This window comes from Pseudomonas sp. CCNWLW23 (assembly GCF_037095675.1).
Lineage (GTDB): Bacteria > Pseudomonadota > Gammaproteobacteria > Pseudomonadales > Pseudomonadaceae > Aquipseudomonas > Aquipseudomonas atacamensis.
Genome location: NZ_JBAWKM010000001.1, coordinates 610,940 through 635,833 on the forward strand (window position 1 = coordinate 610,940; position 24,894 = coordinate 635,833).

23 protein-coding genes are annotated in these 24,894 nt (G+C 60.9%); 9 read left to right on the top strand and 14 right to left on the bottom strand.

What is annotated here, in order from left to right; translation table 11 throughout:
* Window positions 1–178 precede the first annotated feature (178 nt).
* The 5 genes from V8J63_RS02755 to V8J63_RS02775 form a co-directional block, all read right to left on the bottom strand.
* Window positions 179–1,408 carry a nucleoside recognition domain-containing protein gene (locus V8J63_RS02755; protein ID WP_336463536.1) on the bottom strand — a complete coding sequence of 410 codons (1,230 nt, stop codon included), beginning with the start codon at window positions 1,406–1,408 and terminating at the stop codon, window positions 179–181.
* 202 nt (window positions 1,409–1,610) lie between these two features.
* Window positions 1,611–2,942 carry a glutamate/aspartate:proton symporter GltP gene (gene gltP / locus V8J63_RS02760; RefSeq protein ID WP_024014978.1) on the bottom strand — a complete coding sequence of 444 codons (1,332 nt, stop codon included), beginning with the start codon at window positions 2,940–2,942 and terminating at the stop codon, window positions 1,611–1,613.
* Between the two features lie 715 nt (window positions 2,943–3,657).
* Window positions 3,658–4,122 (bottom strand): inhibitor of vertebrate lysozyme family protein, encoded by a 465-nt coding sequence (locus V8J63_RS02765; RefSeq protein ID WP_016772356.1) that lies wholly within the window; start codon window positions 4,120–4,122, stop codon window positions 3,658–3,660.
* Between the two features lie 2 nt (window positions 4,123–4,124).
* Window positions 4,125–4,289 carry a DUF1328 domain-containing protein gene (locus V8J63_RS02770; protein ID WP_003177151.1) on the bottom strand — a complete coding sequence of 55 codons (165 nt, stop codon included), beginning with the start codon at window positions 4,287–4,289 and terminating at the stop codon, window positions 4,125–4,127.
* Between the two features lie 74 nt (window positions 4,290–4,363).
* Entirely contained in the window at window positions 4,364–4,648 is a 285-nt protein-coding gene (locus tag V8J63_RS02775) for a hypothetical protein (RefSeq protein ID WP_016772355.1), read from the bottom strand.
* 428 nt (window positions 4,649–5,076) lie between these two features.
* On the opposite strand from V8J63_RS02775, the gene algB reads away from it, so the two are divergent.
* The gene (gene algB, locus V8J63_RS02780; protein WP_024014980.1) at window positions 5,077–6,423 is read left to right on the top strand and encodes a sigma-54-dependent response regulator transcription factor AlgB; all 1,347 of its coding nucleotides are present in this window, start codon (window positions 5,077–5,079) and stop codon (window positions 6,421–6,423) included.
* Window positions 6,424–6,433: 10 nt separating this feature from the next.
* A complete protein-coding gene (locus V8J63_RS02785) occupies window positions 6,434–8,224 on the top strand; it encodes an ATP-binding protein (protein ID WP_071173949.1) in 1,791 nt (596 codons plus the stop codon).
* Here the strand turns inward: V8J63_RS02785 and V8J63_RS02790 are convergent.
* The 7 genes from V8J63_RS02790 to V8J63_RS02820 form a co-directional block, all read right to left on the bottom strand.
* A complete protein-coding gene (locus V8J63_RS02790) occupies window positions 8,221–9,834 on the bottom strand; it encodes an EAL domain-containing protein (protein ID WP_336463537.1) in 1,614 nt (537 codons plus the stop codon). The genes V8J63_RS02785 and V8J63_RS02790 overlap by 4 nt on opposite strands.
* A 75-nt stretch (window positions 9,835–9,909) precedes the next feature.
* On the bottom strand, window positions 9,910–10,692 hold the full coding sequence (locus tag V8J63_RS02795) for an N-acetylmuramoyl-L-alanine amidase (protein WP_130888806.1): 783 nt from the start codon (window positions 10,690–10,692) through the stop codon (window positions 9,910–9,912).
* 101 nt (window positions 10,693–10,793) lie between these two features.
* Window positions 10,794–12,809: a diguanylate cyclase gene (locus tag V8J63_RS02800; protein WP_336463538.1), complete on the bottom strand. Its 2,016-nt coding sequence runs from the start codon at window positions 12,807–12,809 to the stop codon at window positions 10,794–10,796.
* A complete protein-coding gene (locus tag V8J63_RS02805; protein WP_024014985.1) occupies window positions 12,806–13,684 on the bottom strand; it encodes an endonuclease/exonuclease/phosphatase family protein in 879 nt (292 codons plus the stop codon). Before V8J63_RS02805 ends, V8J63_RS02800 begins: the two co-directional genes overlap by 4 nt.
* Before the next feature lie 14 nt (window positions 13,685–13,698).
* A complete protein-coding gene (locus V8J63_RS02810) occupies window positions 13,699–14,340 on the bottom strand; it encodes a thiol:disulfide interchange protein DsbA/DsbL (protein WP_016772349.1) in 642 nt (213 codons plus the stop codon).
* Window positions 14,341–14,539: 199 nt separating this feature from the next.
* The gene (locus tag V8J63_RS02815; protein WP_016772348.1) at window positions 14,540–15,151 is read right to left on the bottom strand and encodes a c-type cytochrome; all 612 of its coding nucleotides are present in this window, start codon (window positions 15,149–15,151) and stop codon (window positions 14,540–14,542) included.
* 30 nt (window positions 15,152–15,181) lie between these two features.
* Window positions 15,182–15,487: a c-type cytochrome gene (locus V8J63_RS02820; protein WP_016772347.1), complete on the bottom strand. Its 306-nt coding sequence runs from the start codon at window positions 15,485–15,487 to the stop codon at window positions 15,182–15,184.
* A gap of 191 nt (window positions 15,488–15,678) precedes the next feature.
* On the opposite strand from V8J63_RS02820, the gene yihA reads away from it, so the two are divergent.
* Window positions 15,679–16,323, top strand: a complete 645-nt coding sequence (gene yihA / locus V8J63_RS02825; RefSeq protein WP_110644670.1) for a ribosome biogenesis GTP-binding protein YihA/YsxC — start codon at window positions 15,679–15,681, stop codon at window positions 16,321–16,323.
* Window positions 16,324–16,726: 403 nt separating this feature from the next.
* Here the strand turns inward: yihA and polA are convergent, their stop codons facing one another.
* Window positions 16,727–19,531, bottom strand: a complete 2,805-nt coding sequence (gene polA, locus V8J63_RS02830) for a DNA polymerase I (RefSeq protein ID WP_336463539.1) — start codon at window positions 19,529–19,531, stop codon at window positions 16,727–16,729.
* A gap of 74 nt (window positions 19,532–19,605) precedes the next feature.
* Here polA and V8J63_RS02835 point away from each other — a divergent pair, with 74 nt between their 5' ends.
* Window positions 19,606–19,896 carry a DUF2782 domain-containing protein gene (locus V8J63_RS02835; RefSeq protein WP_071173956.1) on the top strand — a complete coding sequence of 97 codons (291 nt, stop codon included), beginning with the start codon at window positions 19,606–19,608 and terminating at the stop codon, window positions 19,894–19,896.
* Between the two features lie 53 nt (window positions 19,897–19,949).
* Window positions 19,950–20,903 (top strand): homoserine kinase, encoded by a 954-nt coding sequence (locus V8J63_RS02840; RefSeq protein WP_336353075.1) that lies wholly within the window; start codon window positions 19,950–19,952, stop codon window positions 20,901–20,903.
* Window positions 20,904–21,031: 128 nt separating this feature from the next.
* On the opposite strand, the gene V8J63_RS02845 is transcribed toward V8J63_RS02840, so the two are convergent.
* Window positions 21,032–21,952: a zinc ABC transporter substrate-binding protein gene (locus V8J63_RS02845; RefSeq protein WP_130888810.1), complete on the bottom strand. Its 921-nt coding sequence runs from the start codon at window positions 21,950–21,952 to the stop codon at window positions 21,032–21,034.
* A 66-nt stretch (window positions 21,953–22,018) separates the two neighbouring features.
* Here V8J63_RS02845 and V8J63_RS02850 point away from each other — a divergent pair, with 66 nt between their 5' ends.
* From V8J63_RS02850 to V8J63_RS02865, 4 genes are read left to right on the top strand one after another with little or no spacing between them, the layout of a single operon-like run.
* Window positions 22,019–22,501, top strand: coding sequence for a Fur family transcriptional regulator (locus tag V8J63_RS02850; protein WP_024014990.1), 483 nt, complete (start codon window positions 22,019–22,021; stop codon window positions 22,499–22,501).
* Window positions 22,501–23,286: a zinc ABC transporter ATP-binding protein ZnuC gene (gene znuC / locus V8J63_RS02855; RefSeq protein ID WP_024014991.1), complete on the top strand. Its 786-nt coding sequence runs from the start codon at window positions 22,501–22,503 to the stop codon at window positions 23,284–23,286. The genes V8J63_RS02850 and znuC overlap by 1 nt, the downstream gene beginning before the upstream one ends.
* Window positions 23,279–24,067 carry a zinc ABC transporter permease subunit ZnuB gene (znuB, locus tag V8J63_RS02860; RefSeq protein ID WP_336463540.1) on the top strand — a complete coding sequence of 263 codons (789 nt, stop codon included), beginning with the start codon at window positions 23,279–23,281 and terminating at the stop codon, window positions 24,065–24,067. Before znuC ends, znuB begins: the two co-directional genes overlap by 8 nt.
* 37 nt (window positions 24,068–24,104) lie before the next feature.
* Window positions 24,105–24,818 carry a PA5502 family lipoprotein gene (locus V8J63_RS02865; RefSeq protein WP_024014992.1) on the top strand — a complete coding sequence of 238 codons (714 nt, stop codon included), beginning with the start codon at window positions 24,105–24,107 and terminating at the stop codon, window positions 24,816–24,818.
* Window positions 24,819–24,894 lie beyond the last annotated feature (76 nt).

Here is a 24,894-nt window from a genome sequence, read left to right on the forward strand (position 1 = left end):
ACGGCCAAGGTTGTGGCCTGGGCCGTGGAGCAAGGCCAGAAACTCGCCCCGCAACCCCGCTGACACACCACAGCTCCTGTGGGAGCGAGCCTGCTCGCGAAAGCGGTGTATCAGTCACTTAAGCGTTGACTGACACTCCGACTTCGCGAGCAGGCTCGCTCCCACATGGGGATTTTGCTCAGCCGAAGAACCAGTAGCAGACCCCGATAGCGCCCACCACTCCGGCAAACTCCGCCAGCAACGCACACCCCACCGCGTGCCGTGCGCGCTGAATGCCCACCGCGCCGAAGTACACCGCCAGCACATAGAACGTGGTTTCGGTACTGCCCTGCACCGTCGCCGCGACCAGCGCCGGGAAGCTGTCGACGCCGGAAGTCTGCATGGTCTCGATGAGCATCGCCCGTGCGGCGCTGCCGGAGAACGGTTTGACCATCGCCGTCGGCAGCGCATCGACGAAGCGCGTGTCCCAGCCGGCCCACTCGATCAGATGCCGAATGCCGTCCAGGCCGAAATCCAGCGCACCAGAAGCGCGCAACACGCCAACCGCACAGAGCATCGCGACCAGATACGGCAAGAGATTCTTCGCCACATCGAAGCCTTCTTTCGCGCCTTCGACGAACGCCTCGTACACCTTGACCTTGCGCAGCGCGCCGATCAGCAGAAACAGCATGATCAAGCCGAACAGCGTGAGATTGCCGAGGATCGACGACAATCCCGCAAGTGCTGTCGCAGAAAGCGTACCAAGCAGGGCCATGAAGCCGCCAAGAATCAGCGCGCCGGGCAGCAGATAGGCGAGGACCACCGGGTCCCAGACGCGCAGGCGTTGCATGAAAGCTACGGAGAGAAAACCGACAATGGTCGAGCAACTGGTCGCCAGCAGAATCGGCAGGAACACCAGCGTCGGATCCGGCGCGCCTTGCTGGGCGCGGTACATGAAGATGGTCACGGGCAGCAGGGTCAGCGACGAGGCGTTGAGCACCAGAAACAGGATCTGCGCGTTGCTGGCGATGGTGGCGCTGGGATTGAGCTCCTGCAGCGCTTTCATGGCTTTCAGGCCGATGGGTGTGGCGGCGTTGTCCAGGCCCAGACCGTTGGCGGCAAAGTTCAGCGTGATCAGGCCGAGGGCAGGGTGACCGGCCGGGACTTCCGGCATCAGCCGCAGAAACAGCGGGCCGAGGACCTTGGCCAGCCACTCGACGATTCCGGCTTTCTCGGCGATGCGCAGAAAGCCCAGCCACAGGGTGAGGGTGCCGAATAGCAGCACCATGACTTCGACCGACAGCTTGGCCATGGCGAAAATGCTTTCCACCATCGCCGCGAAGATCCCAGCGTTGCCGCCGATCAGCCACTGCGCCAGCGCCGACACGGCTGCAACGATGAAGAAGCCAAGCCACAGGCCATTAAGCATCAGTCAAATCCCCCGAAGAATGCGGCGAATGATAGCGGGGTCGCCAGAAACGACAAACCCCGGATTGCTCCGGGGTTTGTTGGTGGGGCTTGCATCAATCACTGTGGGAGCGAGCCTGCTCGCGAAGAGGCCGGCACATTCAACATCTCTGTAGATTGATACACCGTCTTCGCGAGCAGGCTCGCTCCCACAGGGTTTTGCATCAGTTCTTGGAAATTTCGCCAGCCGGCAGTTTTTCCTTGCTGCGCCAGTGCGGCAGGGAGTTCCAGTAGCGCTCGCCCTTGGCGTCGTCGTACATGCCTTCCCAGCGCGCGATAACCAGCACCGCCAGGGCGTTACCGATCACGTTCAGTGCGGTACGCGCCATGTCCATGATGCGGTCGACACCGGCGATGAACGCCAGACCTTCCAGCGGGATGCCAACGCTGCCCAAAGTGGCCAGCAGCACCACGAAAGACACGCCCGGTACGCCGGCGATACCTTTGGAGGTGACCATCAGCGTCAACACCAGCAGCAGTTGCTGGCTGATCGACAGGTCGATGCCATACAGCTGGGCAATGAAGATCGCCGCAATCGACTGGTACAGGGTCGAGCCGTCGAGGTTGAACGAGTAACCGGTCGGTACCACAAAGCTGCAGATGGCTTTCGGCGCGCCGTAGGCTTCCATCTTCTCGATCACCCGTGGCAGCACGGTTTCCGAGGAGGCTGTGGAGTAGGCCAGTACCAGCTCATCCTTGAAGATGCGCATCAGCTTGAGCACCGAGAAGCCGAACAGCTTGGCGATCAGGCCCAGCACGACGAAGGCGAAGAAGGCGATGGCGACGTAAACCAGGATCACCAGTTTCGCCAGCGGCAGCAGCGAGGCGAAGCCGAAGTTGGCCACGGTCACCGCGATCAGTGCGAACACGCCGATCGGGGCGTAGTTCATGATCATGTGGGTGACCTTGAACATGCTTTCCGAAACGCCCTGGAACATCTTCACCAGCGGCTCGCGCAGGTCCGACTGCAGGCTCGACAGGCCGAGCCCGAACAGTACGGAGAAGAAGATGATCGGCAGCATTTCGCCGCGAGCCATGGCCGCGAAGATGTTCGACGGGATCAGGTTGAGGATGGTTTCGATGAATGCATGTTCATGCTGCACTTCGGCGGCGGTCGCCTGGTACTTCGAAATGTCGACCGTGCCCAGGGTGCTCATGTCGATGCCGGTGCCCGGATGGAACACGTTGGCCAGCACCAGACCGACAACGATGGCGATGGTGGTGACGATCTCGAAATAGATGATTGTCTTCAGGCCGATACGCCCGAGTTTCTTGGCGTCGCCGACGCCAGCGATGCCGACGATCAGCGAGGAAATGACGATCGGGATCACGATCATCTTGATCAGACGGATAAAGATATCGCCTGCCGGTTGCAGGACGTTGCTGATCCACCAGGCCTTTTCGGCACTGAAGTGGTTGAGCAACGCACCAATTGCAATCCCCAGAATCAGACCGATGAGGATCTGCCAGGCGAGGCTGATTTTTGCCTTCTTCATTATCTTTACCCTTACTTGCGTTTGACTCAGGCACATGCAGGAACTGGAACGCTCATCAGCGGAAAAGTCTGTGCATCTGCCTCCGTATAAGGTGCCCCGAAGCGCGTGTTTACGGCTCTTCGGCAGGCGAAAAAAGGCGCAACTATTCCGATGCAAGGTGGCGCCGTCTAATGCCGTAAACGCCTACCCTATGCCTAATCGGCATGAGCTTTTTCATTTGAAACTGGCGTCCCAAGCGGTTCGATTGTGACATTTGTGCCAGCATAAGTGCCGTGAACCGGCCGTTACAGCGTAGGCTGGTTAAATTTTGCACAGGCAAAACCGGCGGAAATTTCCGGAAAAAGTCTGAATCGCAAGACTAGAAGTCACACGGAACGAGCGCGATCTTTGTCGATATACGGTCGCCAGGAAACACCGCGAAATGTTTTCCTCGCAGTGTCGTCGATTGAAAAAAGGAATTTGCCGTGCTGGATCAATGTTTTAGCTGATTCAAAGCCCAGCGCAGATTCGTCAGACCACCGGGTCGACGAACCTGCGGCGCAGCTTTCACCCTGACCCGGCCCTTGCGCAGGTACTCCCTGTACCCGTAGGTCACTCCGACCCTGTATCAGTCAGAACGTCCCGGCCCCCTGGTCATGCACCGACCCTCATCGGGCGGTGCAATGGAAAGCAGCGGGGCGCTGCTTTCGTGTTCGAAACCGTTGCGCGTCCTGCGTCAGTACCACTTCGGATCTTTCTTCAGGGTTTCCATCAGCAGATCCTGCATGCCCTGATCAGGTTTGCCGAAGAAGCGATAAGTCGCGTGTCGCGTCGGCGACTTGTCCTGCGGCAGACCTTCCGGCACATCGACCAGCATGGCGTAGGCGTCATCCTTGTCGAAGCTGAAGGCCACGATCAAACGGTGATTCAGACACTTGTCCTGACTCTCGCATAGCGGACCGACCAGATACTGATCGCCATCTTCCGTAACGGCATGCATCTGTTGTTCGGAGGTGCCGGACAGGTTGATCACCCATTCCGGTACGCGCTCTTCCTTTTTGATCACGCCTTCCCAGGTTTCACGATACTGCGCGTCGGAGGCGAGCAGTTCGTTGACCCGGGTCTGGCCGTCATTGGCCGCCATGGCCATGGCACTGCCGCCCAGAAGCAGGGCGGCGGCCAATGTCTTGAGACCGATCATCGTTAACCTCGGCCGCGACGGCCAAAGAAGAAGGAAGCGATGAACATCACCAGGAACACGACAAAGAGAATCTTGGCGATACCCGTGGCGGTGCCCGCGATACCACCGAAGCCCAGAACGGCGGCGATGATGGCAATGATCAAGAATGTAATTGCCCAGCTCAACATGGTGATTCTCCTTACTTCTCTATTTAGGGGTGTTTCCGGTTTCCGGCGCTACGCGCCTGAATGTGTTCAAAGGCTTAGAAAACCCAGCGCTCTTCCCGTGGCAATTGATCCAGCGGTTGCGCCTGGTCGACATCGATCATGTGCATCGAAGCGTTTTCAACCTGGCTGCTGCTCACGGCACTGAAGTGCGTTTGAGTGCTGTGCTGCATCGAAATCAGTGGCTCGGGTTTGCGGCTGTTTTCCCAGCTCATGTACTGCTGGCAGACGATCAGGGTGATCAGCAACGCCAGTACACCGAACAGACCTTGCTGGATCTGCAGTGGCGAAATACGTACTTGGGCGGCGATTGGGCGAGTCATCCTGTGTTCCTCACGCTTGTTCGGTTGGGGCAGTGCGGTTCTGCCCGGGCTGAGTGAGGTATTGCAGCCTGCATGCCAGTTTTTTCATCTGTGAAAAAACCAATAAAAACAATGAGTTATACGTGGTTGATAAATTTCCTAAGACGCATCCTGCACGATGGCTCTTCTGCGGTCGTGCGCAATGCACGATTATTTCGTGGGAAATTTCGATGATATGGAATTGCTACCGGTACGCAGATGTCAGAAGAGGACGCAGGATCTGCCCTGCAAAACGCAGAATGTTTTAAAACTCAACGAAATCAATGAATTGGCCGTTATGGCAGTAGAGAGCTACCCTCCTATGGCTGGTATCGTTCAGAATCAACCATGCAACTTGCCCGATTTTTCCGGGACTAACCCAAGACTAATCACTATGGAGCGTAGGAAAAATGGAATCTGCCACTGAGCAACAAGGCCGCATTCTGCTGGTGGACGATGAATCCGCCATCCTGCGTACGTTTCGTTATTGCCTCGAAGACGAAGGCTATACGGTAGCCACCGCCAATAGCGCAGCCCAGGCCGATGCTTTGCTGCAACGTCAGGTCTTCGATCTGTGCTTCCTTGATTTGCGCCTGGGCGAGGACAACGGTCTCGACGTCCTCGCGCAGATGCGCATTCAGGCGCCGTGGATGCGCGTAGTGATCGTCACCGCCCACTCGGCGGTCGACACCGCGGTTGATGCCATTCAGGCTGGCGCCGCCGATTATCTGGTCAAGCCGTGCAGCCCTGATCAACTGCGCCTGGCCACTGCCAAGCAGCTGGAAGTGCGCCAGCTCTCCGCGCGGCTCGAAGCGCTGGAAGGCGAGATCCGCAAACCGAAAGACGGTCTGGATTCCCACAGCCCGGCGATGAAAGTCGTGCTGGAAACCGCACGGCAGGTCGCAAGCACCGACGCCAACATTCTTATCCTTGGCGAGTCCGGTACGGGTAAAGGTGAACTGGCCCGTGCGATCCACGGCTGGAGCAAGCGCGAGAAGAAATCCTGCGTCACCATCAACTGCCCGTCGCTGACTGCCGAGTTGATGGAAAGCGAGCTGTTCGGCCATAGTCGTGGCGCGTTTACCGGTGCCAGTGAAAGCACCTTGGGGCGTGTTAATCAGGCTGATGGCGGCACGCTGTTTCTCGACGAGATCGGCGACTTTCCTCTGACTTTGCAACCCAAGTTGCTGCGCTTCATTCAGGACAAGGAGTACGAGCGGGTCGGCGACCCGGTCACTCGCCGCGCCGATGTGCGCATCCTCGCCGCCACCAACCTCAACCTCGAAGACATGGTCCGCGACGGACGTTTCCGCGAAGACCTGCTCTATCGTCTCAACGTCATCACCCTGCATCTGCCGCCATTGCGCGAGCGCGCCGAAGACATCCTGACCCTCGCCGATCGCTTCCTCGCACGCTTCGTCAAAGAGTACGCACGCCCAGCGCGCGGCTTCAGCGATGAGGCGCGCGAAGCGCTGCTCGGTTATCGCTGGCCGGGCAATATTCGCGAACTGCGCAACGTGGTCGAGCGGGCCAGCATCATCTGCCCGCAGGAACGCGTGGAAATCAGCCACCTGGGCATGGCCGAACAACCGGCCAACAACGCGCCACGGGTCGGCGCGGCGCTGAGCCTGGACGAGCTGGAGAAAGCGCACATCGGCGCGGTGCTGGCCACCGCCGGTACCCTGGACCAAGCGGCGAAAACCCTCGGCATCGACGCCTCGACCCTGTATCGCAAACGCAAGCAGTACAACCTGTGAGCACTGCGCGATGAAACTGGCGATCAAGCTGCGCACGCGCCTGTTCCTGAGCATTTCTGCGTTGATCACCGTGGCCTTGCTCGGGCTCTTGCTCGGGCTGGTCAGCGTGATGCAGATGGCCGGGTCACAGGAAGCGCTGGTGCGCAGCAACTTCGTCACCCTGGATCTGGGCCTCAAGCTGCGCCAGACCCTCGGTGATCAATTGATCATCATGCTCGCCGAAAAACCCGATCCCGTTGCGTTCGAAGCGTCCAAACAGCACTACTTCGAGTTGCTCGACCAAGGCATCGCCCAGCAGCCGGAGGGCGATGACCAGCCTTACGGTTTCCGCCAGGCCAAGGCCGACTACCTGAACTTCCTCGCCTCATTCGACGTGACCGCCGAAGCGGCGAAGAACGCGAGTACCAGCGCGGATTTCCGCGAGCGCTTCAACATTCTGCGTAATGGCCTGATTGCTGAGCACAAACACGCACTGGAAACCATCAATGCCGTCCAGCACGCTGCCCGCGAACGGGCCTTGCTGATTGCCGGGCTGCTTGGCCTGGTCGGGCTGGCGGTGCTGATCATCGGTTTCGTCACCGCCCAGGGCATCGCCCGACGTTTCGGCGCACCGATCGAAGCGCTGGCCAAGGCTGCCGACAACATCGGCCAGGGCAACTATGACGTGACCCTGCCGATTTCCACGGCCATGGAAGTCAACCTGCTGTCGCGACGCTTCGGCCTGATGGCCGAGGCGTTGCGCGAACACCAGGCGATGAATGTCGACGAACTGTTGGCCGGTCAGCAGCGTTTGCAAGCGGTGCTCGACAGTATCGACGACGGTTTGTTGATGATCGACCGCCAGGGCCAGCTCGAACACCTGAATCCTGTGGCTCAGCGCCAGTTGGGCTGGGAAGACGACCGGCTCGGCCAAGGCTTGGGCACCGCACTCGGGCGCCCGGAGCTGGATGCGCAACTGCAACTGGTCCTGCGCGGCGGCACGCTGGAGCGCGCGCCGGAAGATCTGAGCATCGAAGTCGATGGCGAATCGCGCCTGCTGACCTACAGCCTGACGCCGGTCAGTCATACCCAGGGGCATATTCTCGGTGCAGTGATGGTGCTGCACGACGTCACCGAGCAACGCGCGTTCGAGCGCGTGCGCAGTGAGTTTGTTTTGCGCGCTTCCCATGAACTGCGCACGCCGGTCACCGGCATGCACATGGCATTCGGGCTGTTTCGCGAGCGGGCCAAGTTCCCGGCGGAATCGCGCGAAGCCGACCTGCTGGATACGGTCAACGAAGAAATGCAGCGCCTGATGCAGTTGATCAACGACTTGCTGAATTTCTCGCGCTACCAGAACGGCCTACAGAAACTCACTCTGGCGCCATGTTCCATTGAGGACCTGCTGGAGCAGGCGCAGCTGCGCTTTGCCGACGTGGCTGCGGCCAAAGGTGTTGCGCTGAACGTCGAGATTCAAGGGCCGCTGCCGAGGTTGCAGGCTGATCAGGCGCAACTTGATCGCGTCCTCGACAACTTGATCGACAACGCCCTGCGGCACACCGCCCGCGACGGGCAGATCCGTTTGCAGGCACGCCGCCATGGCGAGCGGGTCATCATCAGCGTCGAAGACAATGGTGAAGGCATCGCCTACGGCCAGCAGGGGCGGATTTTCGAGCCGTTTGTGCAGGTCGGGCGCAAGAAGGGTGGCGCCGGGCTCGGCCTGGCACTGTGCAAGGAAATCGTCCAGTTGCACGGCGGGCGCATGGGCGTTTATTCGCGGCCGGGGCAAGGCACCCAGTTCTACATGGCGCTGGCGGTTTAGGCTTCATCGTCCATACGCCGTCCGGCCAGGCGTCGTCCACGGGTGATCAGTTCGATGAACTGCACGGCGCTCAGTGCGTGGGCGAACAGCCAGCCCTGACCGAACTTGACTCCCTCACTGCTGAGCAGTGCGGCTTGGGATTCCAGCTCAATGCCTTCGGCAATCACTTTCAGATCCAGCGCCTGCGCCATGTGAATGATGTGCGGAGCGACGCCGCTGCTCGCCGCGTCATGGCCCAGCGCATCGATAAACGCCTTGTCGATTTTCAAACAGTCCACCGGCAAGGTCTGCAGATAGGCGAGGCTGCAATAGCCGGTGCCGAAATCATCGATCAGCACCTGATGGCCGACGTCGCGCAAGGCTTGCAGGTTTTCCCGCGCCACCACCACATCAATCAGGCCGCGCTCGGTGACTTCGAAGGCTATCTGCCGCGCGGCGACACGGTGCAGCGCGAGCAGCCGCGCCATGACCTGGCCGATGCGCGGCACCATGACATCGCAGGCTGCGAGGTTCACCGAGATATACAGCTGCGGGTTGGCGCGCAGTAACTGGCCCAGTTGTTCGAGCAGACGCTGCAAGACGAAGTCGGTCATCTGCCGGATCTGCCCGGTGTTCTCCGCCATGGGAATGAACAGGTCGGGGCTGGTCAGCGTGCCGTCCGGGCGCCGCCAGCGCAGCAGCGCTTCGGCGCCGACGCAGTTGCGGCTGTCGAGATCGAAGATCGGCTGATACAGCACCTGCAACTCACCCCGGCGGATCGCCCCGTGCAGCTCGGCATCCAGCGACTGGCGCTGACGCACCAATAGCAAGGTCAGAAAGCCGACGACGGCGCCGGCGATCAGGCACACCGGCAACAGCCACCACCACACCGCCGGGACGTGCATGCCCGTGCGCGGCGTAATCAGCACCAATTGATATTCCGGGTTGTCGGTGGGCATGCGATAGATCAGCCGCGTTTGCGTGACTTGCAGCGCATTAGGGCTCTTCGGTGGCCAGGGTTCGGTCGGTGGCCAGGTCTGTGCGGCGCCGAGCACCGGAATCGCGCGAGTGCCGTGATCGAGTACCACCAGCAGGCTGCTGCCGGGCGACAGATCGACCATGTCGGTCAAATGCCCGCGCGAGGTAGCGACACGAAAGTTGCCGCGACCGAGCATCAGCGCCGCGCGGTTTTCATCGGGTTCGGTGGTGGTGTTCAGCCAATAGCTGTAGGTCGGGCCCTGAATGTCCGGCGCGCGCACCAACGACAGACCTTCCTGGCGCGGACGGTTGGAACAGAACCGCGAAGCGTCCATATATGCGGCTTCGTAGACGAAGCGGTAGTTGAAGGTGACTTGCTGCAAAGTCGCGATCATTTCTTCGTCGCAGCCGCGCAAGGGCTGGGCTTCAAGGTCGTCGAGACTTTCGCGCAACTGGCCGAACAATTGTTCGAGGCGCGCGAGGAAACGCTCGCCTTGGGCGTTCATTTCCTGGCTCTCGCGCATTTCCAGCTGGCGCATCGCCGCGAACATACCGCCGGCGATCAGCAGGCTGGCGCTGAGGACAGCCGCGATCATCGCCAAAAAAACAGGGCGATAAAACCAGCTACGCAGCGTCTCTCGGGTCGCAGCCATCAGGGATTTTCCGAAGAATTACCATGAGTTATAGCTGCTGATTGCGATTTCGCCCTGACCGTCGGGCGGGCGTCATTATTTTGTCTGATTGAGGACCAAAAGAAGTGCCGCGGTTTGTGCATCCGGGGTGCCGTCGAAGCGGGCAGGGCGGTAATGCATCTGGAACGCGGCGAGGACATGCCGCGTGGCGACGTCCAGCTCGCCGGTCTGCGGTGTGTCGTAACCCAGACGCGCGAGTTGCGCCTGGAACCAGCCGATCTCCGGCAACGGGTTGCTGTTAAAAATAGCCTGCTGACGCGCCACCGCTTGCTCGTTCGGCCACAGGCCAAGGCCTTCGGCGGCGAGACGTTTCCAGGGGAACAGTGGCCCCGGATCAAGCTTGCGCAACGGCGCGATGTCGCTGTGACCGATGATGTGCCGCGGGCTGATGCCGTTGCGTTTGCTGATGTCCTTGAGCAGGGTGATCAACGATTCGATCTGCGCTTCGCTGTACGGATACCACAGGCGCCCTGTCGAGGTGTCCTTGTAGCCGGGATTGACGATTTCGATGCCGATGGAACTGGAGTTCAGCCAGGTACGGCCCTGCCACTGACTTTCGCCGGCGTGCCAGGCGCGCTGGTTTTCGTCCATCAGCTTGTACACGGTGGCGTTCTTGTCATCGCCGATCAGGTAATGGCTACTGACGTCGCCATGGGTCAGCAATTGCAGCGAACGCTCAAGCGACGCCGAGGTGTAATGCACCACAACGAACTGGATGCGGCTGTCGTAATTGGCCGAAGGGTGGCTGGTGTCGTAGCGCGGGCCGCTGGCGCAACCGGCGAGGACGAACAGCGAGGCAACAAGGGCGAGGAATTTCATGGCAAAGGACGATACGCTGAAAACGATAATGCAACAGTGTAACGTACGGATTTGCTCAGAGTCCGCCAGCGGGCGGATTTAAACAAAATGGAACAATTGCCTTAGCCGAGCTCGACTCGGTTGCGCCCGGCGTTTTTTGCTCGGTACAGCGCCTGATCGGCTCTTTTCAGCACCAGATCGCTGTGTTCTCCGACCCGAAATGACGCGAGTCCCATGGAAATGGTGATAGTCACTCGCTCGCCCTTGAAATGAAACGGGCAGGCTTCGATCGCCGCGCGCAGGGTTTCCAGCAGTTTCGCGCCCACCGCTGGTGGCGTCGCCGGCAGCAATAGCACGAACTCCTCACCGCCGAAACGGGCGATGAAATCCGAGCCGCGCAGGCGTTTGCGCAATACCGTAGCGATGATCTTCAGCACTTTGTCGCCGGCCAGATGGCCATAGCTGTCGTTGATCCGCTTGAAGTGATCGAGGTCGAGCATGGCCACGCTGAGGGTGTTGCCGTGCTGCTGCCATTGCTGGATTTCATGCTCAAGGCGTTCGCTCCACGCCGCGCGGTTGGGCAGGCCGGTCAACGGATCGATCAGGGCTTTCTGCCGCTGCTCTTCAAGGTGTTCACGGAAGCCCATGGCTTCCTGCTCCATATGCGCCACTCGCTCCGACAGGCTCTTCAATCTGGCAGCGACTTCCTGTTCGCGGGCGTCGCGCTGTTTCTGGTGCTGGTCCATCGTTCCCAGCAGGCCTTCCAGGTGATTCTCCAGCACATGCTTGAGGTCATCGAGGTCCGCCGCTTGCTGGACGCTGCTCTGCAAGCCGTCGACCTGCTCGCGAATCTGCGTGTCCATGGCCCGCGCCGCCGAGCTGTTGTCGGCATGCCCTTCGCTGGCCGCTTGCAGGTTGCTCTGAAACGCTTCGAGGCGTTCGTTGAGTTGTTGCAGATAGGCTTCGAATTCGTGCTGACCGCTGTCGGTAATCGCCAGCATCAAGGTTGCGAGATCGTCGAGGATCGGCAGCAGTTCGTACCAGTTCAGCCCGTGTTTGAGCCGCTCGCGCATGGCTTCGGCTTGCGGCCGGTGGCGCTCGGGCAGGGTCAGGTCGTCGAGCAGGCCGATCAGCGTGTCTTCGATATGTCTGGCTACGGAGCTGTAGGACGGCTCCGGAGAATCCGGCAGGGCGAAGAGGATGTCGTGTTCCGACTGCTCCGGGTCGATGGCGGCCAAGGCCTGAGCAATCGGTTCGGGCAGGGGCAGGCTATCGAGGATCAGCGGCGACGGATCGCCGGGGTGGATCAGTTCATCGGGGTTGAACGCCTCGGTTGCTGGCGCAGCGACGGTCATCTCGGTGTCAGGGGCTGGTTCAACCTGCACTGGCTCGGCTTCAACGGCGACCACAGGCGCAGCGAACGCAACGACTTGCGGCTCATCAGGCGGCGTCTGGGCGGACGCCTCGATGACGGTCTCGGGCGCTGCGATCGCTGGCTCAGCGTCGGCCACCGGAGCCGATTGCACAGGCTCCGGTTCAGATTGTCGGGCTTCGACCGGCTGCGGCACTGGTGTTGCTGGTATGTCGGCCGCCGGTGCAACGGCTTCTTCACTGTCGCGACTACCAAACAAACGCTGCAACAACCCCGGCCGACCCGGCTCGGCAGGCGTTTCCAACTGACTCAAGGCCTTGCCCTGCAAGCCACTGAGTTCGCTCAGCAGCAGTGGCATTTCCCGCGCCTGACCGACGCGGCTGTCCAGTTGTTTGGCAAATTTCTTCAGCGGTTGCGCGACTTCGCGCGGCAATGGCAGGGCCTGCAACTGGGTGACCAGCGCGGTGAGCGCGGTGCTGACCTGATCAATGCGCGTTTCACGACGCTGCTCGGAGTCGAGCACGGCTTTTTCCAGACGCGGCAGCAGGGCGGCGAGGCCGGCGTCCATGTCATCGGTGCGCACCACTTCGCGCATTTCTTTCATGCACTGATCGACGACCTTGTCGGTGCCCTCGGCCGCCAGCGTGCTGCGCACCAGACCGCGCCGCAGCAGGTCGAGTCGCGCGGCCCAGCGGCGTTCGAGCTTGTCCTGCTGTTCGATGCTCTTGAGGTACTTCTCTTTCCAGCGCTGGGCGTCGTCGCTCATTCACAGGTTCCGCGAGGGGCAGGGCTCAACGCGGGCAATGCGTCGGCCGTGAGCGAACCCGGCAGACGAATTTCCACCGCGACCGGCAGGTGATCGGAAATGGGCTGGGCCAGCACCTCGACCTTTTCCAAGGTCAGGGTCGGGCTGAGCAGAATATGATCAAGGCAACGCTGTGGGCGCCAGCTGGGGAAGGTCGCTTCCACCTGCGGGGCCAGCAGGCCGAGATCGCGTAACGGCGAGTGTTCGAGCAGGTCGCTGGCATGGGTATTCATGTCGCCCATCAGCACCTGATGCTTGTACCCGCTGATCAAATCACGAATGTAGGCCAGTTGCAGGCTGCGCGTCCGCGCGCCGAGGGCCAGGTGCATCATCACCACCACCAGTGCCTCCGGACCTTCGCCGAAGCGCAGCAGGATCGCGCCGCGACCTTTCGGGCCGGGCAGCGGGTGATCCTCGATCGCCCACGGCTTCAGGCGACTGAGCACGCCATTGCTGTGCTGGGCCAGTCGACCGAGGTTGCGATTGAGTTGTTGATACCAGTAGGGAAAGGCGCCGAGGTGGGCCAGATGTTCGACCTGATTGACGTAGCCTGAGCGCAGGCTGCCGCCATCGGCTTCCTGCAGGGCGACCAGATCGAAGTCGCCGAGCAGGTCACCGATCTTTTGCAGATTGCCGGAACGCCCGGTGTGCGGCAGCAGATGCTGCCAGCTGCGGGTCAGGTAATGCCGATAGCGCTCGGTGCTGATGCCGACCTGAATGTTAAAGCTGAGCAAGCGCAGACGCTGGTCTGCGGGCAGGCCCGTAGACGCCAGGTGATGTTCGTTGACCTGCGGATCATGCAGACCAACGATGCGTTCGGACTTCCAGCGGCGCATGGCGAATGCCGCGCTTAGTTGGCAGCAGCCTTGTTCGCCGCTCGCTCTTTGGCGACCAGATCGTCAGCCAGCTTCAATGCTTGCTCGGCACCACCGGCAGAGCCGATGTCGAAGCGGTATTTACCATTGACGATCATGGTTGGCACGCCAGTGATTTCGTACTTCTTCGCCAGCTCACGGGCCTTGACGATCTGGCCTTTGATAGCGAACGAGTCGAAAGTGGCGAGGAACTTGTCCTTGTCCACGCCTTGAGTGGCGAGGAAGTCAGCCATGTCGTTCTTGTCGGTGAGCTTCTTGTGTTCTTTCTGGATCGCGTTGAACACGGCGTTGTGCACCTGATGCTCGACACCCATGGCTTCCAGAGTCAGGAACATCTGGCCGTGAGCATCCCATGGGCCGCCGAACATGGCGGGAATGCGCACGAAGTTGACGTCGGACGGCAGTTTTTCAACCCATGGATTGATCACTGGCTCAAAAGCGTAGCAATGCGGGCAGCCGTACCAGAACAGCTCGACCACTTCGATTTTGCCAGGCTTTGCCACCGGCACCGGGTTGGCCAGTTCGACGTAAGGGGCGGCAGGGGCTTCAGCGGCCTGGGCAGTGACGCCGAACAGGCTGGCAGCGACGAGGGCGGCGCTGATGATCAGATTACGCATGCTTTACTCCTGAACAATTTGGGTCGCCTCGCTCGACCTGTTTCGACACAGATCCTGGCGGGCATGAGTGCTGTAGTGTAACGGCAGCGGCCACAAAAAAGGGCGGCCAAAGCCACCCTTTTTATACTTGCTGCGAAGGATTAATCGAGCGTTAACGTGGCGGGCGTTGCGCGCCTCGTTCAGCCCTCGATTCAGGGCCTCAGTGCAGGCCCTGGATGTAGCTGGAAACCGCAGCGATGTCTTCGTCGCTCAGCTTGCGTGCGATGGTGCGCATGGTCATTGCGTCGCCGTCGTTGGCGCGACCGCCGTCTTCCTTGCGGAAATCGGTCAGTTGCTTGGCGATGTATTGCGCGTGCTGGCCACCCAGATGGGGGAAGCCTGCGGCGGCATTGCCGGAGCCGTTCGGCGAGTGGCAGCCGGTGCAGGCTGGCAGACCTTTTTCCAGATTGCCGCCACGGAACAGCGCTTCACCGCGAGCGACGATCTTCGGATCGGCGGCGCCGACGCTGCCTTTCTGGCTGGCGAAGTACGCAGCGATGTCGGCCAGATCCTGGTCATTCAGGTTGGTCAGCAGCCCGGTCATTTCCAGCACCACGCGCTTGCCCGACTTGATGTCGTGCAATTGCTTGTCGAGGTAGCGTTCCCCTTGACCTGCCAGTTTCGGAAAGTTTGGCGCCATGCTGTTGCCGTCCGGGCCATGGCAGGCTCCGCACACGGCAGCTTTGGCCTGGCCTGCTGCGGCATCGCCGGCAGCATGGGCGACACCTGAAATTCCCACGGTCAACAGCAGACTCACGATCAATTTGTTCATCAGCTAATCCAACTACGGCTAAGGGTTAAGTTATGGACCGGGCTTACTCTCGCTCATCCAAAGGATGATGGCCTGGTAATCCTCGGCACTGCAGTCCATGCACAAACCACGCGGCGGCATCGCCTTGAAACCCTGGGTCACGTGTTGCACCAGCGTCCCCATACCTTTCGCCAACCTCGGCGTCCAAGCTTCCTGATCGCCTCTTGCGGGCGCCATGGGTAGTTGGCCGGAATGACAGGCACCACAAACACGGTTGTACACAGCTTCCGGATCCTGTGTAGCCTGTGCGCTGTAAAGCGGCATCAAGACTCCGGCAGCCAGCAGCCATTTCGTCATAAAACGACCTTTTCAGGGTTGAGAGCGTTCTGCGTTCTAATGCGCAATCAAAGTCTGTCGCTCTCGTGAACTTCATCCTTCGCTGGGACAAAGCACACACAAAATCTGCGGCATTATATACTGGCGTCACTGAAACGGAAGCGACACCGCGTTCCGCGCCCAATCCCGGCGCCGCCCACATCGGAAATCCCATGCAACTCAAGAATCCCATCCTCGGCCTGTGCCAACAGTCCACGTTCATGCTCAGTGCCGCCAAAGTCGATCAATGCCCAGACGACGAAGGCTTCGAAGTGGCGTTTGCCGGTCGTTCCAACGCTGGCAAATCCAGCGCGCTGAACACCCTGACCCACGCCAGCCTGGCGCGCACCTCGAAAACTCCGGGTCGCACACAGCTGTTGAACTTCTTCAAGCTAGACGAAGATCGCCGTCTGGTCGACCTGCCGGGGTACGGTTATGCAAAAGTACCGATCCCGCTCAAGCAACACTGGCAGCGCCACCTCGAGGCTTACCTCGGTGGTCGGGAGAGTTTGAAAGGTCTGATTCTGATGATGGACATCCGCCATCCGATGACCGACTTCGACCTGCTGATGCTCGACTGGGCCGTCGCCGCCGGCATGCCGATGCACATCCTGCTGACCAAGGCCGACAAGCTCACCTACGGCGCAGCCAAGAACACCTTGTTGAAAGTACAGTCGGAAATCCGCAAAGGCTGGGGCGACTCGATCACCATCCAGTTGTTCTCCGCCCCAAAACGCATGGGCCTGGAAGAGGCCTACACTGTATTGGCCAACTGGATGGAACTGGCAGACAAAGGCGCCGAGGCGGCAGCCGAGTAAGACAATTTCAAAACTGACTGTGGTGCTGTCAGGCAAGGCGAGAGTAACGCTAAAAAGCGGAGTTTAGGGGACCTGAATGAGCTTTTTTAGCGATGCTTTTAACGCAGCATGGCCGCGCTTCAGCCGATTTTTGGGCAAAAAAAGCCCCGGATTTCATTGGGGAGGGAGAAATTCCGGGGTTCAAGTTCCGAACCGCTAGGGCGGGGTTCAGATATCTGCCAACACTTAACACAACATAGGAGCATCGAAGGGCTTCACCAGCCATTCAGTACCTCTGAGTGTTCGATCAACAGATTAGTTCAGATTTTTTTCAAAAAGCTTTGGAATAGCCTCAAGCATTTATCGGTCTAAGCCGGTTCCCGGGGCTTGCCGCGACGGCGCGTCGCGGCAACTCTGCCAATATTCAGTGCGCCTCATCCCAGTTGTTGCCCACGCCAACTTCCACCAGCAGCGGCACATCCAGTTTCGCCGCTTCGCTCATGTGCGTACGAATCTCGGCGCTGACCTGCTCGACCAGATCCTCGCGAACCTCCAGCACCAGTTCGTCGTGCACTTGCAGGATGACCCGCGCGTCCAGACCCGACGCGGTCAGCCAGTTATCCACAGCCACCATGGCTTTCTTGATGATGTCCGCTGCCGTGCCCTGCATCGGCGCGTTGATCGCTGTGCGTTCTGCAGCGGCGCGTTCCTGCGGCTTGTTCGAGTTGATCTCCGGCAAGTACAGGCGACGACCGAAGAAAGTTTCGACGTAACCCTGATCCGCCGCCTGCGCGCGAGTGCGCTCCATGTATTCGCGAACGCCTGGATAACGAGCGAAGTAAGTATCGATGTAGGCCTTGGCGGTCTTGGTGTCGACGCCGATGTCCTTGCCGAGCTTCTGCGCGCCCATGCCGTAGATCAGACCGAAGTTGATCGCCTTGGCGCTGCGGCGCTGGTCCGAGGTCACTTGATCAAGCTCGACCTTGAATACTTCGGCAGCGGTTGCAGTGTGCACGTCGAGATTGTTGCGGAAGGCGTTCATCAGGCCTTCGTCACGGGACAGGTGCGCCATGATCCGCAGTTCGATCTGCGAATAGTCCGCCGCCAGCAGTTTGTAGCCTTTGGGTGCGACGAACGCCTGACGAATGCGTCGGCCTTCGGCGGTGCGCACCGGAATGTTCTGCAGGTTCGGGTCACTGGAGGACAGGCGCCCGGTCGAAGCCACAGCCTGGTGATACGAGGTGTGGATGCGACCGGTGCGCGGGTTGATCTGCTCCGGCAGGCGATCGGTGTAGGTGCTTTTCAGCTTGCTCATCGAGCGGTGCTCCATCAGCACCTTCGGCAAGCGGTGATCGTCTTCGGCGAGTTTCGCCAACACTTCTTCAGCGGTGGACGGCTGGCCTTTGGCGGTTTTCTTCAGCACCGGCAGGCCGAGCTTTTCATAAAGAATCACGCCCAGCTGCTTCGGCGAGCCGAGGTTGAATTCTTCCCCGGCGATTTCGAAGGCTTCACGCTCCAGCGCGACCATTTTGTTGCCAAGCTCAATGCTCTGAATGCCCAGCAACTCGGCATCGACGAACGCGCCCTGGCGTTCGATGCGCGCCAGCACCGGTACCAGCGGGATTTCGATGTCGGTCAGCACGCTGGCCAGACTCGGAATCGCGCTGAGCTTGTCGAACAGGGTCTGATGCAGGCGCAGGGTGATGTCGGCGTCTTCAGCGGCGTACGGCCCGGCCTGTTCCAGGGCGATCTGGTCGAAGGTCAGTTGCTTGGCACCTTTGCCGGCGATGTCCTGGAAGCTCACCGTGGTGTGGTCGAGATACTTTTGCGCGAGGCTGTCCATGTCGTGGCGGGTCGCGGTGGAGTTGAGCACGTAGGACTCGAGCATCGTGTCGAAGGCGATGCCGCGCACGCTGATGCCTTCACTCTGATCGCCGCCAATGGCGCAGTTGGCCAGAATGTTCATGTCGAACTTGGCGTGCTGGCCGACCTTGAGTTTGTTCGGGTCTTCCAGAATCGGCTTGAGTGCGCGCAGCACGGTGTCGCGATCCAGCTGCTCCGGCACGCCGATGTAGGAGTGGGTCAGCGGGATGTACGCAGCTTCGTTGGCCTGTACGGCGAACGACAGGCCGACCAGTTGCGCTCGCTGCGCGTCGATGCCGGTGGTCTCAGTGTCGAAGGCGATCAGCCTGGCGTTGCGCAGTTTTTCCAGCCAGACGTCGAAGCGAGCCTGATCGAGGATGGTTTCGTAGGCGGCTTCGGCAGGGGCAGCAGGTGCCTCGGCTTGCGGGGCGCTGAACAGATCATGTGCGGGCGCAGGTTCGGCCGCCGCGCTCAGTTCCAGGCGTTTGGCATCGCGATCCAGATCATTGAGCCAGCTCTTGAATTCCAGCAGGGTGTACAGCTCGTAGAGTTTGGCCGGATCCTCCTGGCCCATCTGCAGATCATCGAGGCCGATATCCAGTGGCACGTCGACCTTGATGGTCGCCAGTTGATAGGACAGGAAAGCCATCTCCCGGTGCTCTTCGAGCTTGGCCGGCAAGTTTTTTGCGCCACGGATCGGCAGGGTCGGCACGATATCGAGGTTGGCGTACAGCTCGGTCAGGCCGCCGTTGACGCCGACCAGCAGGCCGGACGCCGTCTTCGGGCCGATGCCCGGCACGCCCGGGATGTTGTCGGACGAATCGCCCATCAGCGCCAGATAATCGATGATCTGCTCCGGTGCGACGCCAAATTTCTCCTTAACGCCCTCCACATCCATCGAGCTACCGGACATGGTGTTGACCAAGGTAATGTGGCCATCGACCAGTTGCGCCATATCCTTGTCACCGGTGGAGATGATCACCGGGCGATCGGCGGCCGCGCTGCTGCGGGCGAGGGTGCCGATCACATCGTCGGCCTCGACGCCGTCGACGCACAGGAGCGGGAAGCCGAGGGCGATCACGCTCTGGTGCAGCGGCTCGATCTGCACGCGCATGTCATCGGGCATGCTTGGCCGGTTGGCCTTGTATTCGGCGTACATCTCATCGCGAAATGTCCCGCCCTTGGCGTCGAACACTACGGCGAAGGGGCTGTCCGGGTACTGCTTGCGCAGACTCTTGAGCATGTTCAGCACGCCTTTGACCGCACCGGTCGGCAGGCCTTTGGAAGTGGTCAGTGGTGGCAGTGCATGAAAGGCGCGGTACAGGTAAGACGAACCGTCCACCAGGACGAGGGGGGCTTGGCTCATGAGCAGGATCAACCTTTTCGGCGGGTCCGGGGCTAGAATAGCGGGACCGTTGACGACAAAGGGACAAGGTTATCATGCGTACGTTAAATCGCTTGCTGCTGGTCGGGTTGATCGCTGTCTCACCACTGGCCGCGATCGCGGCGGATGATGCGCCGGGCGGCGACCCCGAGGTCACCATTCGCACGGAGGGCGACAAGACCATTGAGGAGTACCGCCAGAACGGTTTCCTCTATGCGATCAAAGTCACGCCAAAGGGCGCGCCGCCGTACTTTCTGGTGCGCGCCGACGGGACGGATGCCAATTTCATCCGTTCGGATCAGCCGGATATGCTGATCCCGTCATGGAAGATATTCGAATGGAAGTAGGTTTTTAATTCACCCGGCGCCGCCGTTGCGGCGCCCGTACTGGCAGTTAAGACATGTCTGTGTTCACTCCCCTGGCTCGGCCCGAGCTGGAAACCTTTCTCGCCCCTTACGGGCTCGGCCGTCTGCTTGATTTCCAGGGGATCGCCGCCGGCAGCGAAAACACCAATTTCTTCATCAGTCTGGAGCAGGGCGAGTTTGTCCTGACCCTGGTCGAGCGCGGCCCGGTGCAAGAGATGCCGTTCTTCATCGACCTGCTCGACGTGCTGCACGAAGCCGAACTGCCGGTGCCTTACGCCCTGCGCACCACCGACGGCTTGGCCCTGCGTGAACTCAAAGGCAAACCGGCGCTGCTGCAACCGCGCCTGTCGGGCAAGCACATCAAAGTCGCCAACGCCCAGCATTGCGCCCAGGTCGGCGAGTTGCAGGCGCATCTGCACCTGGCGACCCAGGGCGAGCGCATGATCAAGCGCAAGACCGATCGCGGTCTGGACTGGATGCTGGAGGAGGGCACTGAATTTCTCTCGCACCTGAGCGATGAGCCGCGTGCCTTGCTGCAAAAGGCGCTGGGTGAGATCACCGAGCGCAAAGACAAGATCCTCGCGCTGCCTCGGGCGAACATTCACGCCGACCTGTTCCGCGACAACGCCATGTTCGAAGGCACCCACCTGACCGGGCTGATCGACTTCTACAACGCCTGCTCGGGGCCGATGCTGTACGACGTGGCAATTGCCTTGAATGACTGGTGTTCTGACGAGGAGGGCGTGATCGATGGCCCGCGTGCGCGTGCGTTTCTCGGTGCCTATGCGGCGCTGCGCCCGTTCACGGCGGCGGAGGCTGAGCTCTGGCCAACGATGCTGCGTGTGGCCTGTGTGCGGTTCTGGCTGTCACGCTTGATCGCCGCCGAGCAGTTCGCCGGGCAGGATGTGTTGATTCACGATCCGCAGGAATTCGAGCAGCGCCTGGCGCAGCGGCAGAAGGTCAATACACCATTGCCCTTCGCCCTCTGAGTAGATTCGCCAAGCAAACATGAACCTGTGGAAGCGAGCCTGCTCGCGAAGGCGGCGGCCCGTTCAGCATTTTTGCTGACTGACCCACCGCTTTCGCGAGCAGGCTCGCTCCCACAGGTTTTGTGTTGTTACAACGATTCCAGGCATCCCGCCAAATCATTGCCCAACTTTTCCAACACCTGCTCATATCCCTGAGCGGTCGCCGGCGTATAACCACCCAGCGCATCCAGCTCGGCCAGTTTCACTGGCAAACCGGCCACCAGCGTTTCCGCCAGACGTGGACGCAATGGCGGCTCGCTGAACACACAGGTCTTGCCCACTTCCTGCAAACGCTTGCGCATCGCCGCGACGTGCTGGGCGCCGGGTTGTACTTCGGCGGCCACCGCGAACACCCCGGCGTGCTTCAGCCCATAAGCGTCTTCGAAATAATCGAAGGCTTCGTGGAAGACGAAGTACGGCTTGCCTTCGACATTGGCCAGGCGCTTCTTCAAACGCTGATCCAGCGCATCCAGACGTGCATCGAAGGCTTTGGCATTGCTCTGATAACGCTGGGCATTGGCCGGGTCGGCGGCGCTGAGGTCGGCAGCCATTTTGTCGGCGATCACCCGCGCATTGACCGGTGACAGCCACAAATGTGCATCCAGCGAGCCGGGGCGATGATCGTGATCATGCTCGTCGGCTTCTTCGGCATGGGAATGGTTGTCCGCGCCGAAATGCCTCAGGTTGAGGCCAGGCAGATCCTGCACAGCGACGCTCGGCAGGCTGCGACCGCCGAGTACGCGCGGCAGGAAACCTTCCATGTCCGGGCCGATCCAGTAAAGCAGATCGACCGACTGCACCTTCCGTACGTCGGATGGGCGCAGGGCGTAATTGTGTGGGGAGGCACCCGGCGGCAGCAGCACCTCGGGAATCGCCACGCCGTCCTGCACGGCAGCGGCAATCAGCTGCAACGGTTTAATACTGGTGAGCACTTTGACCTCGGCCTGAGCCGTACCGATCAGCAGAAAACTGGCAACAAAAGCCACAAAAACAGAAAAAAGTCGGGACACGATGACCACTCAAGGAAGCGAGAACGGGTAACATAATAACGTCTCCAGCAAATCTCGTCGCCGCTCATGCCTATTACCCCGATTGCCAGCCGTCCCCACGACCACTCCCATTGCGTGCACAGCGCTTTGTCCGAGGCCGATACCTTGTGCGCGCAGAAAGGTTTGCGTCTGACCGCCCTGCGCCGCCGTGTGCTGGAACTGGTCTGGCAGAGCCACAAGCCGCTGGGTGCCTACGACATCCTCGCGGTGCTCAGCGAGCAGGACGGCCGCCGCGCCGCGCCGCCTACCGTGTACCGCGCACTGGATTTCCTGCTGGAAAACGGCCTGGTCCATCGCATCTCGTCGCTCAACGCCTTCGTTGGCTGCGTGCATCCTGAACACGCGCATCAGGGCCAGTTCCTGATCTGCCGCGAGTGCCACGCCGCCATCGAACTTGAGCAAAAAGTGATCAGCGACGCGATCATCAGCAGCGCCAAAGACGTCGGTTTTATCGTCGAAGCGCAGACGGTCGAAGTGGTTGGTCTGTGCGCCGGTTGCCAGGGGGCCTGATGAGCAACGCGCTGATCCGTCTGGAGCAGGTCGCCGTCACGTTTGCCGGGCAGACCGTGCTGGACAACATCGAGCTGAGCGTCGAGCCGGGGCAGATCGTCACCCTGATCGGCCCCAACGGTGCCGGCAAGACCACGCTGGTACGCGCCGTGCTCGGGCTGTTGAAGCCGAACAGTGGTAGCGTCTGGCGCAAACCGAAGCTGCGCGTCGGCTACATGCCGCAGAAGCTGCATGTCGACCCGACCCTGCCGCTGTCAGTGCTGCGCTTCCTGCGCCTGGTGCCTGGCGTCGATCGTTCGCGTGCCCTGGCCGCACTGAAGGAGGTCGGCGCCGAACACGTGATCGACAGCCCGGTGCAGAGCGTTTCCGGCGGCGAAATGCAGCGCGTGCTGCTGGCTCGGGCACTGCTGCGTGAGCCTGAGCTGCTGGTGCTCGATGAGCCGGTGCAGGGCGTCGACGTGGCCGGGCAGGCCGAGCTGTACAGCCTGATCACCCGGCTGCGCGACCGCCACGGTTGCGGCGTGCTGATGGTGTCCCACGATTTGCATCTGGTGATGAGCACCACCGATCAGGTGGTCTGCCTCAACCGCCACGTCTGCTGCTCCGGGCACCCCGAGCAGGTCAGCGGCGATCCGGCATTCGTCGAACTGTTCGGCAAGAACGCGCCGAGTCTGGCGATCTATCACCACCATCACGACCACGCCCACGACCTGCACGGTTCGGTGGTCAAAGGCCCGCTCGGCGGGCAACCTCATGTTCATGGAGACGGCTGCAAGCATGGCTGATTTTCTTTTGTATGCCCTGCTTGCAGGTCTGGCCCTGGCGCTGGTGGCCGGACCGCTCGGCTCGTTTGTGGTGTGGCGGCGCATGGCCTATTTCGGCGATACGCTGTCCCACGCCGCACTGCTGGGCGTGGCGCTGGGCTTTCTGCTGGACGTCAGCCCGACGGTGGCGGTAACGGTCGGTTGCCTGCTGCTGGCGGTGCTCTTGGTGACGCTGCAACAGCGCCAGCCGCTGGCGTCCGACACGCTGTTGGGAATTCTTGCACCGAGCACGCTCTCTCTCGGCCTGGTGGTACTAAGCTTCATGCATGAAGTGCGGATCGACCTCATGGCCTATCTGTTCGGCGATTTGCTGGCGATCAGTCCGAGCGACCTGGCGTGGATTCTCGGCGGCACTGCGGCGGTGCTGGTGGTGCTGGTGACGCTGTGGCGACCGCTGCTGGCGGTCACCGTGCACGAAGAATTGGCGCGGGTCGAAGGCTTGCCGGTTGCGGGTTTGCGCTTGGCGCTGATGCTGTTGATCGCAGTGGTGATCGCCGTGGCGATGAAAATCGTCGGGGTGCTGCTGATCACTTCGCTGCTGATCATCCCGGCGGCTGCGGCACAGCGTCACGCCCGTTCGCCGGAGCAGATGGCGCTGGGCGCGAGCCTGCTGGGCATGCTCGCGGTGTGCGGCGGGCTGGCGTTGTCGTGGTTCAAGGACACCCCGGCGGGGCCGTCGATCGTGGTGACGGCAGCCGCGCTGTTTCTGTTGAGTTTTGTTCTGCCCCGTCGTGGGGTGTAGACTTGGCCGCTTTTTGCGCAATTAGAGAGTCGCAGGAATGAAGCCGTTCGCCTCCCGTTATCTGCTCCTTGTCGCATTTTCAGTGCTGCTGGGCGCCTGCCAAAGCACGCCGCCGGTGGCTGAAGTCCCGGATGCGCGGGCTACGGCCATCGCACAGCTGGAGCAAAGCCTCGCCAGCAGCGAACTGGCCACCGCCGAAGACCAGTTGGCCGCGTTGCAGGCCGCAACCCCCAATGATCAATCCCTGGAGCAATACCAGCGGCAGCTGGCCGAGGCGTACCTGCGCCGCAGCCAGATCGTCCTGCAAAAAGGCGATGTCAACGCTGCAGCCACTGCATTGAGCCGTGCTCGCGCCCTGATGCCCAAAGCGCCCGCGCTGACCGGCGGCGTCAACGGCGCGATCACCGAAGCGCGCAAGGCCGAGCTGGAAAAGGCTGAGGCCGCACTGCTGGCTGCCGAAGCCAGGCCGAAAGCCAAGGTCATCGACCCGACCGCCGAAAGCACCACCGTTGCGTTGAACATCGGCGATATTCACAAGCTGCAACGACAACTCGATGCGATCGCCGCCGATGTGGTGAATTACGAATGCGCCGTCAGCATTCAGGCGCCGCGCACCGCGGATTATCCCTGGCTGGCGACGTTGCTGAGCAAGCGAGTCAAGAAGCTCGATCCAGATTTTGATTTGCAGATCGACAAGCAGATCCTGCGCACAGTGCCGGCGCAGATGGTTTTAAGCCCGCGCAAGCCATAAAAAGATCGCAGCCTCCGGCAGCTCCTACATGGGATTGAGTACATCCTGTAGGAGCTGCCGAAGGCTGCGATCTTTT

What these genes read in the sequence shown, in the direction of transcription:
- V8J63_RS02755 (WP_336463536.1), bottom strand. Translation starts at nt 1,408, where the DNA reads ATGCTTAATGGCCTGTGGCTTGGCTTCTTCATCGTTGCAGCCGTGTCG.
- gltP (WP_024014978.1), bottom strand. Translation starts at nt 2,942, where the DNA reads ATGAAGAAGGCAAAAATCAGCCTCGCCTGGCAGATCCTCATCGGTCTG.
- V8J63_RS02765 (WP_016772356.1), bottom strand. Translation starts at nt 4,122, where the DNA reads ATGATCGGTCTCAAGACATTGGCCGCCGCCCTGCTTCTGGGCGGCAGT.
- V8J63_RS02770 (WP_003177151.1), bottom strand. Translation starts at nt 4,289, where the DNA reads ATGTTGAGCTGGGCAATTACATTCTTGATCATTGCCATCATCGCCGCC.
- V8J63_RS02775 (WP_016772355.1), bottom strand. Translation starts at nt 4,648, where the DNA reads ATGACTCGCCCAATCGCCGCCCAAGTACGTATTTCGCCACTGCAGATC.
- algB (WP_024014980.1), top strand. Translation starts at nt 5,077, where the DNA reads ATGGAATCTGCCACTGAGCAACAAGGCCGCATTCTGCTGGTGGACGAT.
- V8J63_RS02785 (WP_071173949.1), top strand. Translation starts at nt 6,434, where the DNA reads ATGAAACTGGCGATCAAGCTGCGCACGCGCCTGTTCCTGAGCATTTCT.
- V8J63_RS02790 (WP_336463537.1), bottom strand. Translation starts at nt 9,834, where the DNA reads ATGGCTGCGACCCGAGAGACGCTGCGTAGCTGGTTTTATCGCCCTGTT.
- V8J63_RS02795 (WP_130888806.1), bottom strand. Translation starts at nt 10,692, where the DNA reads ATGAAATTCCTCGCCCTTGTTGCCTCGCTGTTCGTCCTCGCCGGTTGC.
- V8J63_RS02800 (WP_336463538.1), bottom strand. Translation starts at nt 12,809, where the DNA reads ATGAGCGACGACGCCCAGCGCTGGAAAGAGAAGTACCTCAAGAGCATC.
- V8J63_RS02805 (WP_024014985.1), bottom strand. Translation starts at nt 13,684, where the DNA reads ATGCGCCGCTGGAAGTCCGAACGCATCGTTGGTCTGCATGATCCGCAG.
- V8J63_RS02810 (WP_016772349.1), bottom strand. Translation starts at nt 14,340, where the DNA reads ATGCGTAATCTGATCATCAGCGCCGCCCTCGTCGCTGCCAGCCTGTTC.
- V8J63_RS02815 (WP_016772348.1), bottom strand. Translation starts at nt 15,151, where the DNA reads ATGAACAAATTGATCGTGAGTCTGCTGTTGACCGTGGGAATTTCAGGT.
- V8J63_RS02820 (WP_016772347.1), bottom strand. Translation starts at nt 15,487, where the DNA reads ATGACGAAATGGCTGCTGGCTGCCGGAGTCTTGATGCCGCTTTACAGC.
- yihA (WP_110644670.1), top strand. Translation starts at nt 15,679, where the DNA reads ATGCAACTCAAGAATCCCATCCTCGGCCTGTGCCAACAGTCCACGTTC.
- polA (WP_336463539.1), bottom strand. Translation starts at nt 19,531, where the DNA reads ATGAGCCAAGCCCCCCTCGTCCTGGTGGACGGTTCGTCTTACCTGTAC.
- V8J63_RS02835 (WP_071173956.1), top strand. Translation starts at nt 19,606, where the DNA reads ATGCGTACGTTAAATCGCTTGCTGCTGGTCGGGTTGATCGCTGTCTCA.
- V8J63_RS02840 (WP_336353075.1), top strand. Translation starts at nt 19,950, where the DNA reads ATGTCTGTGTTCACTCCCCTGGCTCGGCCCGAGCTGGAAACCTTTCTC.
- V8J63_RS02850 (WP_024014990.1), top strand. Translation starts at nt 22,019, where the DNA reads ATGCCTATTACCCCGATTGCCAGCCGTCCCCACGACCACTCCCATTGC.
- znuC (WP_024014991.1), top strand. Translation starts at nt 22,501, where the DNA reads ATGAGCAACGCGCTGATCCGTCTGGAGCAGGTCGCCGTCACGTTTGCC.
- znuB (WP_336463540.1), top strand. Translation starts at nt 23,279, where the DNA reads ATGGCTGATTTTCTTTTGTATGCCCTGCTTGCAGGTCTGGCCCTGGCG.
- V8J63_RS02865 (WP_024014992.1), top strand. Translation starts at nt 24,105, where the DNA reads ATGAAGCCGTTCGCCTCCCGTTATCTGCTCCTTGTCGCATTTTCAGTG.